Source organism: Streptomyces sp. AC627_RSS907, assembly GCF_019049165.1.
The window spans coordinates 21,312-36,037 of record NZ_JAGMUE010000055.1 but is presented as its reverse complement, the minus strand read 5'-3'; the positions used below and the strand labels follow the sequence as shown (position 1 = coordinate 36,037).

The window sequence follows — 14,726 nt, the reverse complement described above, 5'->3', positions numbered from 1 at the left end:
GACTTGGACACGCCGGCCCCCGCCGACGTCCCGTCTTCCTCCCCCACCCTGGTCGCCCCCGGCCCGGTGACTCCGGCGCCCCGGGACCCCTCCGACGGCTCTTCGCGTGAACAGCCGACGACTGAACAGCCGGCGTCGGACCGCCCGCCCACGGTATCCAGACGGCCCAGGACGACGACGCACACCCTGCGCCACTCCGTACAGGCCCGCAGGACGGCGGAGCGTCTCCGTGCCGCGTATGCGGCGAAGGCCCCCTTCTGATCCCCGTCACGGCCTGCCGCAACCCGTCGCACGACCGCTCCCCCGACTCACGTCCCGCCGGTCCGGCCGTACGCTCACCGTCCACCCGCCGGGGGACGCAGCCACCCCATCGACACGAACGCCCAGGAGGCACCCGCGTGACCGCCGACTTGAGCATCACTCCCACGGTGAGTGGTGAGGACGCCCAGTTCCCGCCGGGCGCCCAGATCCTCGTACGGGACGAGGTGTGGCTGGTCCGCAACGCCACACGGACCGAGCACGACGGTGTGCGGGTCGAGGCGGTGGGCGCGTCGGACTTCGTGCGCGACCAGGAGGCGGTGTTCTTCACCGGCCTGGACACCATCGAGCTGCTCGACCCGAGGCGGACCCGCCTGGTGCGGGACGATTCGCCCACCTTCCGCCGCTCGCGCCTGTTCCTGGAGGCGGTCCTGCGCAAGACGCCGCTGCCGCAGGCCGAGCGAGGCCTGGCACTCGCGGACTCCTTCCTCCTGGACTCCCTCCCCTACCAGCAGCGTCCCGCGCAGCTCGCCCTGTCGGGCCGCAACCTGCGCCCCCGCCTGCTCATCGCGGACGTCGTCGGCCTCGGCAAGACCCTGGAGATCGGTCTCACCCTCGCCGAGCTGATCCGCCGGGGCCGGGGCGAGCGGATCCTCGTCGTCACCCCGCAGCACGTCCTGGAGCAGTTCCAACACGAGCTGTGGACGCGGTTCGCGATCCCGCTGGTGCGCCTGGACTCGGTGGGCATCGAGCGGATCCAGCGGGAGATCCCCGCCGGCCGCAACCCGTTCACGTACTTCAAGCGGGTCATCGTCTCCATCGACACCCTGAAGAACACCGACCAGTACAAGCATCACCTGGAGCGGATCACCTGGGACGCGGTCGTCATCGACGAGTCGCACAACCTCATCAACAAGGGCTCCCTGCGCAACCAGCTCGCCCGTACCCTCGCCCCGCACACGGACGCCCTGCTGCTGGCCTCGGCGACCCCGCACAACGGCGACGCCCGCTCCTTCGCCGAGCTGATCTCCCTGCTCGACCCGGCCGCGATCCGCGACCCGGAGCACTACCGCGCCGAGGACATCAAGCACCTGTTCATCCGGCGCACCAAGGTCAGCCCCGAGGTGCGGGAGCAGATGAAGGGCCAGTGGGCGGACCGCGGCCCCTCCCGTTCGATCCGAGTGACGGCCACCCCCGCCGAGGAGAAGATCTTCGAGGAGCTGGCCGCGGTCTGGCTGCCGTCGGACGGCGCGAAGTCGGTCAGCGATGTCCCCCTGTTCCCGTACACGCTGCTGAAGTCCTTCCTCTCCTCCCACGCGGCGCTGAAGGCCACGGTCACCACGCGCGTCAAGTCGCTGGAGAAGAAGGACGACCCGGAGGCGACGGCCACCGAACGCGCCGCCCTGCACCGGCTGCTGGAGCTGGCGTCGGGCATGACCGAGACGGACTCGGGCAAGTTCGGGGCCCTGGTGGAGCAGTTGCGGGAGATCGGTGTCGGGCCGAAGTCCGACACCCGGGTCGTCGTCTTCTCCGAGCGGGTGCAGACCCTGGAGTGGCTGGCGCGGACCGTGCCGGTGGCCCTCGGCTTCAAGGGGAAGGCCGCCGAGCAGGCCGCCCGGGTCATGCACGGCGGTCTGTCCGACGAGCAGCAGATGCAGTGCGTGGAGGACTTCGGCCTCGCGGACACGCCGGTACGCATCCTGTTCACCGGCGACGTCGCCTCCGAGGGCGTCAACCTGCACCGCCAGTGCCACCAGTTGATCCACTACGACGTGCCCTGGTCGCTGATCCGCATCGAGCAGCGCAACGGCCGCATCGACCGTTACGGGCAGCCGCACCAGCCGCAGTTCCGGGCGCTGATCCTCACCAGCTCCGTCGACGGCGCGAAGGACGACACCCTCGTCGCGGAGCGCCTGCTGGACCGCGAGGCCGAGGCCCACCGGTCGCTGGGCACGGCGGAGGCGGTGTCCGGCCTGTACCGGGCGGAGGCCGAGGAGAAGTCCCTCATCCAGGACCTGCTGCGGGGCCGTGACGTGGACGAGTCCCTGGACTCCCGCCACACCGCCGACGCCGACGAGGGGGTGGACGACTTCCTCGCCGACTTCTTCGGCGCCGTGAACGACGAACCCGAGGAGGTCGCCACCGGCGGCGGCGCGGACGAGGGAGACGGCGGGACGGTCCCCCGGGCCCACGTGCCCCGGCTGTTCGCCTCCGCCCGCGAGTTCCTCGACGAGGCGCTGCGCGAGGTCTACCCGGACGCCCACGACCGGCTGGACCTGTCCGCCGACCCCGAGACCGGCCTGCTCTCCTTCGTCCCGCCTTCCGACCTGGTCCACCGCCTCAAGGCGCTGCCCCCGGACTACGTCCGCGAGCAGGGCCTGCGCGACCGCCTGAAGGTCACCTTCAACCGGCGGCTCGCCGACCACAGCCTGGTCCGTGCCCGCGCCTCGGCGACATCGAGCTGGCCCGACATCTCCCTGCTGACCGACCTGCACCCGGTCATGGAGTGGCTCACGGACAAGGTCCTGGTCCGCCTGGACCGCCAGGAGGCGCCGGTCCTGACCGCCGACGTGCCGCGGCCCACGTACCTCGTGCAGGGCATCTACTCCAACGCGCTCGGCCGCCCGACCGTCGTCAAGTGGATGGCGGTCACCACGGACGGCGAGGTCGACGACGACATGGTGGCGATACTGCGCCGCGCCCAGGTCGGCCCGATGATGGCGAACCCGGGCCTCGCCCACGACACGGCCCGCCTGGCCGAGGCGATCCCCGGCGTCCTGGACACCGCGGAGGCCTTCCTGGAGCAGCACCGCGAGGCGTGGGACGAGCCCCTGCGGGCGCCCATCGAGGAGTACAAGGCCCGCCTGGGCTCGTGGGAGCAGCCGACGCTGACGAACGGCGGTCCCACGCCCACCGCGACCCGCGACCGTCTCGCCTCCCTCGCGGACTCCCTCCTCACAACCGGCCGCCCGATGCTCCGCGTCCTCGCCGTCCTCGCCCCGGCCCACGCCGCCGCCTGACCCATCACCCAGAGGTTCACCACGATGACGTTCGACTCCCTGGTCAACCGCGGCGACTACTTCTCCGCGCACTACCTCGCCGAGGTCCTCCCCAAGGACCTCAAGTCCGGCCTGCTCGCCGAGTGGAAGCAGCGCGAGGAGGACGCCGCCGGCACCGAGCGCCCCGAGGACGCCCTGCCCCTCACCCCGCGCGCCGGCCTGCGGGCGCTGCGCCGCCCCTACTTCGCGGCCCGCTCCTACTTCACGATGGACGAGGAGCGCGCGGCCACCGGCGACGACGCCGTGACGTACGACGCCCCCGAGTGGCGCGACCGCGTCCACGCGCTCAATGCGCAGGTGCTGCGCGCCCTCGGCTACGACGCCAAGCCGGACACGCTCACCGTCGTGCGCGCCGACCAGTCGTACGAGGTGACGGTCGCGCACGCGGAGAAGGACCTCGTCGCCCTGGACTGCGGCTGGTCCGCCGAACCGGACGACGCCCTGGACCCCGAGGGCGCCGGACGCCTCCTGGCCGAGCTGCGCCTGGACGGCCAGCACACCGTCACCACCGGCTCCAAGCTCGCCTCCTTCCTCTTCGCCTGCGAGGACGCCCCCCGCTACGTCCTGCTGCTGGTCGGCGGCGTCGTCGTCCTCGCCGACCGCGCCGCGTGGGGCGAGGGCCGCTACCTGGCCGTGTCCCTGGACCGGGTGCTGGAACGCAACGACACCAAGGCGGGCGGCGAGATCGACACGGTGGCCGCCCTGTTCGGCGCCGACTCGCTGCGCACCCCGGAGGAGGGCGGCGAGAACCCCCTCGCCACCCTCCTCGACAAGTCGACCAAGCACGCGGTGGGCGTCTCCAGCGAACTCCGCGACGGCCTGCGGCTGAGCGTCGAACTCATCGCCAACGAGGTCCTGGACCGGCTCCGCGAGGCCGGCGTCCGCCCGGAGGAGGTCAAGGAACTCCCCGAACTGGGCCGACAGTTGACCCGCGAGTCGCTGCGCTACCTGTACCGGATCCTGTTCCTGCTGTACGCCGAGGCCCGCCCCGAGCTGGGCATCCTGCCCTCGGACTACCCCGAGTACCAGATGGGCTACGGCCTCGGCCGGCTCGGCGAGCTGATCGCCGAGCGCGACCTCGTCGACGAGAAGTCCCGCGAGGGCTTCTACCTGTACGAGTCGCTGGACCTGCTCTTCCGCAAGGTCCAGGAGGGTCACCGCCCGCGCCGCACCCACGGCGTGGCCGCGGAGCCGACCGGGGCGGTGCCCGCGAAAACCTCGGAGGACATGGGCCTACGCTTCGAGCCGCTGCACTCCAAGCTGTTCGAGCCGGACGCGATCCGGCTGATCGGCCGCCACGCCATCCCCGACCCGCGCGTCGACACCGAGGGCATCTCCGAGGGCGGGGAGCGCTTCATCGACACCCGCCTGCGCAACGCGACCCTGTACCGGGTGCTGCGCCTGCTGATGCTGACCCGCGGCAAGCGGCGCGAGCGCGGCGGCTTCATCTCCTACGCCCAGCTCGGCATCAACCAGCTCGGCGCCGTGTACGAGGGCCTGATGTCCTACTCGGGCTTCGTCGCGGGCGAGAAGCTGTACGAGGTCGCGAAGAACGGCGACCCGAAGGACGGCTCCTGGCTGATCCCGGCCACGAAGGCCGACGAGTACCCCGACGAGGTGTTCGTCCGCCAGAAGGACGAGGACACGGGCGCGGCGGAGCGCGTGTGGTACGCGCCGGGCGCGTTCGTGTACCGCCTGTCGGGCCGCGACCGCCAGACGTCCGCCTCCTACTACACCCCAGAGTCCCTGACCCGGGTGACGGTCCAGCTCGCGCTGCAACACCGCCTCGACCAGGACGACACGGTGACCGAGGCGCGCGAACTCCTCGACTGGAAGATCTGCGAGCCGGCGCTCGGTTCGGGCGCGTTCCTCAACGAGGCGATCAACCAGGTCGCCGCGGAGTACCTGCGCCGCCGCCAGGACGAGCTGGGCGTCGCCATCGACACCGAGAAGTACGCGGTCGAACTCCAGAAGGCCAAGGCGTACATCGCCCTGCACAACTCCTACGGCGTGGACTTGAACGACACGGCCGTGGAGCTGGCGGAGGTCTCCCTGTGGCTGAACACCATGCACCCCGGCATGGAGGCCCCCTGGTTCGGCCTGCACCTGCGGCGCGGCAACTCGCTGATCGGCGGGCGTCGCGAGATCTACCCGGCGGAGAAACTGAAGAAGGGCGGCTGGCTGGGCACCACCCCCGAATGCTTCCCGCTGTCGGAAGCGCTGGCGGGCGCCCCGCTGCCCGAGGGCGCGGTGCACCACTTCCTCCTCCCGGCGAAGGAGTGGGGCGCGGTCGCCGCCGAGAAGGAGGCCAAGGCACTGGCCCCGGAGGAGGCGAAGGCGCTCGCCGCCTGGCGCAAGGCGATCACCAAGTCCCCCAACACCACGCAGACCAAGCGGCTCCAGGGCCTCGCCCGGCGGGCGGAGTACCTGTGGGGGCTGGTCGTCCGCCGGCTGGAAATCTCCGAGCGCGAGATCTCGCGCCGCGTCGACGTCTGGGGCGCGGAAGACGGCTGGCTGCGCTCCCCCGAGGTCGCCGTCCCGAGGGAGAAGGTCAAGGCCGACCTGGAGGCCGTCGACACTCCGTACTGGCGCCTGAAGACGCTGATGGACGCGTGGTGCGCCCTTTGGTTCTGGCCCGTACAGGACGCCGCGCTGCTGGACGGCTCCCACGAGTCGTACGCACGGGCGGCGGAGGTCGCCTCGCGCTCGGGCGAGTGGACGGTGTCGGCGGTCCCGGCCCAGTCGGGTACGCCCGCACGGGAGACGTACGAGTCGGAGGACCTGTTCGGTGACGTCCAGGTCGTCGAGGTCAAGTCCAAGGCCACGCGGGGCGGCAACCGCAAGGAACAGATCCGCGGCGAACGCCGCCCGGTGATCGCCCTGACCTCCCTGGAGGACTGGCTGGACTTCGCGGAGTCGCTGCTGGGCACGGATGACGTACCGGCGGGCTCACTGGTGTCCCAGTTCGACACGTTGGATGCGCTGGAGCGGTACGAGGATGAGCTGCCCGAGTGGATGGGCATGGAGCGCTTCACCTCGCTGGAGTCGCGGTATCCGTGGGCGGGGGTTGCGCGGGATGTGGCTGAGCGGCAGGGGTTCTTCCACTGGGAGTTGGAGTTCGGCAACGTTTTCGGCGCGCGGGACGGATTTGATCTACAGGTGGGAAATCCGCCCTGGGTGCGGCCGGACTGGCAGGAGGACGTAGTCCTAGCTGAAGTGGAACCATGGTTCGTACTCACAAGCAAGCCCAACGCGGAAGAATGGCGCATCCGAAAGAGCGAAGTACTCCATCCCGATAGAGGCCTTACCTTTTACGTGAACGAACTGACCCAAGTGAGCGGCACCGCAACGCTACTCAGCGCCCAGTCGACCTACCCGCTGCTCAATGGGACGCGCCCAGACTTGTACCGAGCGTTCATGACCCAGATCTGGCGAAACGCGCGCCCGGAGGGGATGGCCGGACTAATCCACCCTGACACACATTTTGGCGGGCGCAAGGAAGGAACGCTACGGGAATCCGCGTATCGCCACCTTCGCTTCCACGCCCACTTCTGGAACCAACTCCGCATCTTCCCCGACGTTAAGGAGACGCGTCAATTCTCCGTCAACGTCTACGGAACCCAACAGGAGATCCATTTTACTCACGTGAGTTGGCTGTTCACACCGGAAACTCTTCTCGCCTCCATGAGACATGACAGCCAAGGGCGCTCACCCGGCATGAAGGACAACGGAGCATTCGACGTGCGCCCGCACAAGGCTCGCCTTCTACACGTGGACAATAATCGCCTCGCCGAATGGCACGCCCTATCCGGGCACCGGGACGCCCCCGAGGCCCAGACTCCCTTGCTCTATCCTGTAACACTCGAAGAAGAAGGCGCGATTCAAGCGCTGGCCACCTTCCCCGTGAAACTCGGACACTGGAGCCCACGCATTACCGTCGGGATGCATGAGAACCTTGCAACCAGGAAGCTCGGGCTCTACTCATGGCAAACTTCCGACATTGATTCCCTGAACGACCTGATCCTGCAAGGCCCTCACTTCGGGGTTGCAACTCCCTTCGAAAAGGAGCCCAATCTCCCCCTACGCAACCACAACGACTATCACTACTTCGATCTCACCGAAACCCCGGAAAATATCCTCCCGCGCACTAATTACGTTCGCGCCACAACCTTGGATCGCTTCAATACAACACAAGATCGCTGGGACGGGCGTAGGTATACAGAATATTTCCGTATGGCGTGGCGCGCCATGGTTCCGTTTGACACGGAACGAAGCCTCTTCGCTGCGCTCATCCCACCAGGACCTTCACATGTCGCCGCAGTGCATTCCATGGCACTATCTAACAACCGACTCACGGCACTGACAGCCGGCTTCTGGGCAACACTGCCACTCGACTACCTGCTACGCATTACGGGCCGCTCACATGTCGAGGTGTCCGAGGCCCACAAGATGCCTGCCCCTTCCCCCGACCATCCCTTGGCGGACCCACTCCTCATTCGCACCCTCCGCCTCAATTGTCTTTCAAGCGCTTACGCCACACTGTGGCAAGAACTCTTCCACCCCACATGGCCCGCGTATGAGACTTGGGCTGTTTCCCGCTGGCCCGACCTCAAGCCGCTTACAGGAGACCTAAATCCGACTTGGAATTACAGCACGCCGCTGCGTACCGAACTTGAGCGCCGTGCCGCTCTCGTTGAACTCGACGCTTTGGTGGCTGTTTGGCTAGGCATCACTGCCGACCAGTTGGTGACGATCTACAAGTCGCGGTTCTACATTCTCGCTCAGCGCGAGTCAGAAATGTATTTTGACTCGGCTGGTCGCAAAATCGCGGCAAGCCATCACACCTTCGGTTACAACCAGACGAAGCAGGACTACATCGAGCTCATGGCCCACCTTGAGAACCCAAAGGCCGTCGCACCCCCACAGGGCTACAGCGCCCCCTTCTATAAGGCCGACCGCGAGGCCGAGATGCGTGCCGCGCACGCGCACTTCCAGGCCCGCTTGGACAAGGAGATCGCCGCCGGTCGCTGGACTCCGCCGGAGAGCCGTGAGGCCTGAGATCCGTGCCTCATGACGACGGTCGGCGCTTCCGTCAGAAGCGCCGACCGTCGTGGGTAGCCGTACGAGCTCACATCGTTTCAAGCAACACCGACCACGCCACCGTGCCGACCCTCAGCATGGGCCCACCAGCCTCCACCTGCTTCGAGTCCCGCACGTGAACGGCGCCACCGGCGACAGCGACCTCCACGCACTCGCCGCCCGCGCCACTGCTGTAGCTGCTCTTGAACCAGTGCAGCTCCGAGCGGGGCTGAAAGCGTGCGTCTTCCGTGTTCATAGGTCTCCCAACAGCTTCTGAACGAAGGTCAGCGACTCCGCGGGCGTGAGGCCCTGCGCTCGCAGGATGCCGTATCGCTCTTCGAACCCCCGGACCACCGGCCGCTCACTGTAGAGGTGACTGTGCTCGTTCACCTCCACGTAGGCGATCCTCTGCGCCTTGCTCGTCTCCATCAAGGTGAACGGGCCGCCCATCCCGGCATGTTGGCGGCGGTCGGTCGGCATGACCTGGATCTCGACGTTGCGCTGCTGGCCGTAGAGGAGGATCTGCTCCAACTGAGCCCGCATCACCGCGTTCCCTCCCAGTGGCCGACGCAGGGTGCTCTCCTCGATGACGAAGCTGATCGTCGGCATCGGCCTGCGTGAGAACAACTCCTGGCGAGCCAGCCGGGCAGCTACGCGCTGGTTCACGGTCTCCTCGTCCAGGAGGGGGCGCCACATCTCGAACACCACCCGCGCGTACTCCTCGACCTGCAACAGCCCCGGCACGGCCTGGTTGGCGTACACATGCAGCTCAACCGCCTCCGCCTCCAGCTTCGCCGCGTCCCGGAAGAACGCCGGATACCGCGCCCGCGCCACCTCCTCCTTCATCACCGCCAACAGCCCGCCGGCCTCCAGCACCGCATCCGCCCGCTCGATGAACTCCGGCCTCGGAATACGCCGCCCCAACTCCACCGACGCGACCATGTCCTCGCCGTACCCGAGCTGCGCACCCAACTCCGCCCGCGTCAGCCCCCGGCTCGTCCGCAGCAGCCGCACCTGCTGTCCGAAGCACCGCAGGATGCCCGCCTCGCCCTCACTCTGAGCCGTCACGGTGACCTCACCTCACCCACCCGCACACAGGCACCCGCTCCACAACCCACCGCAGGCACCAAACCCGACCGTCACTCACAGCTCACCCTAAAGACACGCACCGTCGCCTTCGCGCCGCTTGGCCCCGCTTCCCCCGTACCAGGGACAAGCGCCCCGCCCTCCCCCGTACAGCTCCCGCCTGTACACCCGCACTCGCGCGATTCACCGCCACTCCAGGAACACCGTGCTGTTGGTCAGGGCATCGTGGACGATGTGGGGCGTATCTTCTTTCCCCGAGATCGACACCACCTGGAAGTCGGTCCCATCGCTCCGGGACCCGTACCGGTCGTTGGGCATGTGGACGGCGACGATGAACCGTTTGCGGTCCGCCGAGACCAGCATCCCCTCGGCAATCACCGCGTTGGCAGTGAGCTCGCTCGAGTCGACCACGGAGATCTCTGCTCCCTCCACACGACCGGAACGGGCTTCCACGGCCTGGAAGGAGCCGGACTGGTTGCGGCACAACACCCGGTCGTCGCCGATCCAGCCGACGATGCCGACGCATCCACTGAGCAGGGTGGCCGGGCGGGCCGACGTCTCCGTGAGCGGCCCCGAGGAATCCAGCGTGTCGAAGACGTGCCCGAAGACCTGCGGCGCCGTCGCGGTGAGGCGACGGCCGTCGGGAGCGAGGTGGACCATGTTCGCCTGGACGGCGTGCGGAGGCTTCCCGGAGACGACCAGAGGAAGGCCGTGGCCGGTCGCCGGGCCCTCGTCCGACAATCCGTGGTCCCCCTCGGCGGGCCGGGAGCCGATCCTGTGCCTACCGGCGGAATCGGAATAGGTGAACCACACACTGCGCCCGTCCGGCGACATCACGGCGTTCTGCTCGTCATCACCCGTCGCGCCGCTCAGACGGACGGAGTTGTCGGAACTGGTGCCGCTCTCCAGGAAGCCGGCATGGGTGCTCTTGCCGTCGGGGTTCCGGAACACCACCGCCATGCGGGTGAACGCCAGGTCGAACAGGGCGCGGACCCGGGGAGACATGTACTCGAGGTCGTCCACGCCGTAGGGAGACGGCTCGGTCGGCATCATGCCGCACAGGTCCACGAGAGGGCTGCTGATCGCCTTGATTCCCGGGAAGTCGGCGAGAGCGACATCGTCCGGCAGGCGGAAGTACCGCTTCCCACGCGGTTCCCACCGCTCGGGGTCCCAGGCCTGCACCAGGACACCGACGCCCCCCGAGGCCGAGCCGCAGGCCGCGGTGATGACGGTGTCCTCGCGGGCGAAGGCGCTGTCCGGAAGGACGTACTCCTGGTTGCCGCTGTAGGGCGCCGGGGGCACGGGCGTCGCGGTGTCCGGCTTCTCCTTGCTCGACTCCGCGCTGCATCCCTGGACGCACAGCATGGCCAGGAGGACGAGAACCATGGCTCTGCCGACTATGTGACGCACTTCGACAAATCCTTCTGGTCGCACAGTCTCCACGGCTGGACGATGAGAACCCACGTCCGCCGGGGGTCCACGGGGACGGAATCTGTGTGAAGGCGCAAGGGCTTTCCCTTGCCGTCCTTCAGCTGGACCCACCGCGTTTCCTGGTAGGAATCGGTGTAGCGGACCTTGATGCCCCACTCGCACGACTGCCCCGGTGGCGCGATCGCGTGCACCTTGAAACCGCCCGAGGGCTGGCCGCCTCCGACCTCGAGGTAACGGGTGCTGAAGTAGGGCTCGCCCTGTCCCTCGGTCTCATCGGTCAGCACCGGTTCGCCGGCGAGGGGCGGAATGTGGAGCTGGAGACCTTCGTAGGCTGCTCCGCCCTGCTCCGGAAGCATAACGACGGTGTGCCCGGTGCTCTTCCGGCAGGTGACGTCGGTGACCTTCCAGTCGTTGATGACCACCGAGGTGGACCGGGTGCTCATCACGTTCATCTGGAACACGTCGGCGTACCTCCCGATGGCCCCCGACGCCAGCTGCTTCTTGTACCGCTCGGGGGCGTACTCCAGCGTGGCCTCGTCCGCGAGTGGATGGCCGCCCAGTTCCTTCAGGTACGAGAAGGTGGCCGAGCGGTTGCCGCCGGCCACCGCTTTCCACTGCTCGTCGGGAGTCAGGGCCCGGTCGAGAACCATCGCCCATGTCTCGGGCTCGTCCTCCTCCGGCCGCACGGACACCGTGAACGGCACCTTGTTGGCGTCGTACTCCGCGTTGGAGTCGTTCTCCCTGGCCACACTGGTTTCGATCATGACGTAGTCGATCAGCGTGTCCCGGAAGACGGCCACGAAGGCGAGCGACACCATCACGAGCAGGGTGACCGCTCTACGACGCCGGGAGGCGCCTGGCGCCAGGCCGAGCGTCTCGGCGACGATCGAAGCAAAGCTCTCACGAGGGCCGTTGCCCTCGTCGGCGTCGCTCTGCCGCGAGGGCTGCGCGGGTACGGCCGGCGGGCTGCCGTCGGAGTCCCCGTCCTGCCCTGCCGGTGCGGCCGGCTCCGCGCGTGCGTCGTCCGCACCATCGGCACCGTCCGGCTGCGGCTCCGGTCTCTCATCCGTTGATCCGGTCGTTGTCATACCCGTCCCCCCGCAGGTCCCCGCCCCTTGCCGCCGATTCCGCCACGCTGCCCTTCGCGGGCGGCGCCCCCGACGTACAGCGGCCCGTCGTACAGGCGTCACCTCTGGTGACACGCCCGTCACGGCAGGGACGCTGCCGTCATGCACCTCTCACCATCCCCTCGATACCCGTCGTCCGCGTCCACGACAACACGCGATTTCGCCATGGTGTTCACCTCCACCCCGCGCGGCGCCCGCCTGGCCCGGCGCTTCGTCGCGCACTGCCTGGACTCCTGGGGCCACCCCTACGACAGTGACGTCAACGAGACGCTGACCCTCATCACCGCCGAGCTGTCCGCCAACGCCGTACGGCACGGACGCGTCCCCGGCCGGGACTTCCACGTCCGGCTCACCGCCGAGGCGGACGGCGGACGGCTACGCGTGGAGGTCTCCGACACCCGCGCGGAACACCGGCCCGTCGTCACCGGCCCCACGGAGCCAGGTGTCGAGTCCGAGTCCGGCCGCGGCCTCCTCCTGGTCGCCGCCCTGGCCGACGACTGGGGCGTCACCGACCGCCGCGGCCCCGGCAAGACCGTGTGGGCGGTACTGGACACCGCGTCGAGCGATCGGCCCGGCAGTATCCGTCCGCAGACACCGGCGCCCCCGCGGCGCTCAGTCGGCCTGCCGCCAAGCCCATGACGACCGCGTCACGCGCACGACGGCAGCGCACCGAACCGACGACGCTCGATTTCCGCGGCCGGGGCGCTCCTCGGCAGGTGACTCGCGGTCTACCCGGCCCCACAGGTCGTGGTCTCGGATTCAGCCGGCTCCGTGGGCGTCGTGCCGGTACCGCCACCCTTCTTGCCCGCCTCAAGGGGAGCGCGGCGCCGCCGTTGAAGCGCTTCACGCTCCTCGTCCGGAATCGTCATCGACTCGGCGAGCACGGCGGCGAGCGCGTCCACTTGAGCGTTGTCGATGTCGGCGCGGAAGACCCATCGGATGCTCTCGTCACGCGTGATGAGGTCGATCGCCAAGCGCGCACTCTTGTCCTCTGTGGTCGCCGCTCGGACGTACCGGACTCGGTCGATCGGGATTTCTTGGCGGATCTCGCCCTGCTCAAGGAATGCGTTCGTCTTGGTGGTGAGGATGCGGCGGTCCGTGACGGCGACCAGTGTCTTCGCCGCAGCCTTGTCCCTCGCTGCCGCCAACTTCTCCTTCGCCCCGTCAAGAATCGCGGAAATCGGTCCCAGGGCATCGAGCTGGTCCGGGAAGCCGAGGACACGCAGGGTCTCACCGTCCTCGACGTACCACCGCAGGATGCGGAGGTACGGCTTGAGATCCAGCGATTCGGGTGCGCAGACGACGTCCGGAGCCTCGAGCGGAGGGGTCGTCGGACGAAGAGCCTCGGCAAGCGGCTTGATCGCCTCCAGAAGACGGGCGGTGGTCTGGCGGGCCGCCTTCGAGTCCCTCCGCTTCCCTGGCAGTGACTGTGCCAGCGTCTCGCGTCCGGGAAGCTCGGCGATGATACGCAGCTCCCGCGTCAGTGCGTCGACGAGGCGCTTCGTCTCGGCGAGGGAGGAGTCCAGCTCCATGCGAGTGTCGCGCGCGATGACGTCGACAAGGCGTGCTTCGTCGGCGTCATCGCGTCCTGCGGTCCTCGCCTTTCCGGCGCGCAGTGCCTGGTAGCCGGTCCATGCCTTGAGGGAGGACAGCAGGGCGTGGGTGTCGAAGACGATCGCCTCGGCGTTCGTCTGCAGGTACTCACGGAGGCGGCGTGTGTCGGCCTGGTCGATCTGACCGACGTGGCCGCGGACGTTCCGCCGGTACAGGTCGAGCTGCTTGCTCAGTGCCGCCTCATTACCCGCGACGGTCTCCCACAGGGAGGCGGGGACCGATCCGACCGCGCGCGCCTGGTCGATCGCGCGCTCGACGGTGGTGACGAGTCCTGTCAGTTCGGCCCACTGCTCGTTGCGGATGGTGGTGAGCACCTGGCTCGTCAACGCGATGTTGGTCCTCACAAGGCCCGTGATCTCACTCAGCTGCATCTGAAGCGCGACCATGGCCAGCGCCGGCCCGAGCGTGGCCGCGTTCTGCGCCGTGCTCACGGACGTCACGGGGATGAGACGTGCCTGAGCGACGATCTTGCCGTTGACGAACACCGCCCCGAGGTTCGCGCCATCCTTGACGGCGAGCGTTCCGCCTGCCTTCAGCAGGGCCTGTGTCGCACTGCTGATCCTGTAGAGCCCCTGCACACCGGCGAACGCGTTGGCCAGGTTGCCGGCCACGGTCGCCGCGTTCCCGATCGAGGCGAGGACCATGGAGATCTCCTCGCGGTCGGCGGACGGCACGAGCCCGAAGTCGATCAGATCGGACTCGAACTCCGCCGGGACCTCACCGAGGACGACGGCGACCCCTGGGAGCACCTCCGCGAGGACCGTCGATGCCGTCGCCGGATCGGTGTCCGATCCGGATGCCGGATCGTCCACGACCGGTGAGTCGGCGGTATCGCTCTGGCCGTTCTGCTCGGGCTCCGCGATCTCTGTCGATTCCGAAGGGGCCTGCATTCGGTTTCCTCCCCACGAGGGCGCACAACGGCCATGCGTCGTCGGCGTTCGCTGCCGAAGTCTACGGTTCGATGGCCTGCGGTTCGGTGGCAGCCGACGTACCGTGCCATGGCAGTTCCGGATACGTGTCCACTCTTGGCGCGTGCCGGCCCTCAGCGGAATGACCCCGTCGAACACGCAAA

8 protein-coding genes are annotated in these 14,726 nt (G+C 68.4%); 3 read left to right on the top strand and 5 right to left on the bottom strand.

From position 1 onward, the window contains the following. The first annotated feature begins 398 nt into the window (after positions 1-398). Entirely contained in the window at positions 399-3,278 is a 2,880-nt protein-coding gene (locus KUM32_RS15300) for a DEAD/DEAH box helicase (RefSeq protein WP_217142426.1), read from the top strand. Positions 3,279-3,302: 24 nt separating this feature from the next. Continuing rightward, positions 3,303-8,375 (top strand): class I SAM-dependent DNA methyltransferase, encoded by a 5,073-nt coding sequence (locus KUM32_RS15295; RefSeq protein WP_217142425.1) that lies wholly within the window; start codon positions 3,303-3,305, stop codon positions 8,373-8,375. 70 nt (positions 8,376-8,445) lie between these two features. Here KUM32_RS15295 and KUM32_RS15290 read toward each other — a convergent pair whose 3' ends face one another. From KUM32_RS15290 to KUM32_RS15275, 4 genes are all read right to left on the bottom strand, one after another. Next, positions 8,446-8,652, bottom strand: coding sequence for a DUF397 domain-containing protein (locus KUM32_RS15290; protein WP_217142424.1), 207 nt, complete (start codon positions 8,650-8,652; stop codon positions 8,446-8,448). After that, on the bottom strand, positions 8,649-9,464 hold the full coding sequence (locus KUM32_RS15285; RefSeq protein ID WP_217142423.1) for a helix-turn-helix transcriptional regulator: 816 nt from the start codon (positions 9,462-9,464) through the stop codon (positions 8,649-8,651). The genes KUM32_RS15290 and KUM32_RS15285 overlap by 4 nt, the downstream gene beginning before the upstream one ends. Positions 9,465-9,665: 201 nt before the next feature. Beyond that, the gene (locus tag KUM32_RS15280) at positions 9,666-10,892 is read right to left on the bottom strand and encodes a hypothetical protein (RefSeq protein WP_308408661.1); all 1,227 of its coding nucleotides are present in this window, start codon (positions 10,890-10,892) and stop codon (positions 9,666-9,668) included. Next, positions 10,880-12,001 (bottom strand): hypothetical protein, encoded by a 1,122-nt coding sequence (locus KUM32_RS15275; protein WP_217142422.1) that lies wholly within the window; start codon positions 11,999-12,001, stop codon positions 10,880-10,882. Before KUM32_RS15275 ends, KUM32_RS15280 begins: the two co-directional genes overlap by 13 nt. A gap of 141 nt (positions 12,002-12,142) precedes the next feature. On the opposite strand from KUM32_RS15275, the gene KUM32_RS15270 reads away from it, so the two are divergent. Next, the gene (locus tag KUM32_RS15270) at positions 12,143-12,679 is read left to right on the top strand and encodes an ATP-binding protein (RefSeq protein WP_374227517.1); all 537 of its coding nucleotides are present in this window, start codon (positions 12,143-12,145) and stop codon (positions 12,677-12,679) included. An 89-nt stretch (positions 12,680-12,768) separates the two neighbouring features. Here KUM32_RS15270 and KUM32_RS15265 read toward each other — a convergent pair whose 3' ends face one another. Continuing rightward, positions 12,769-14,721, bottom strand: a complete 1,953-nt coding sequence (locus KUM32_RS15265; protein WP_308408660.1) for a hypothetical protein — start codon at positions 14,719-14,721, stop codon at positions 12,769-12,771. Positions 14,722-14,726 lie beyond the last annotated feature (5 nt).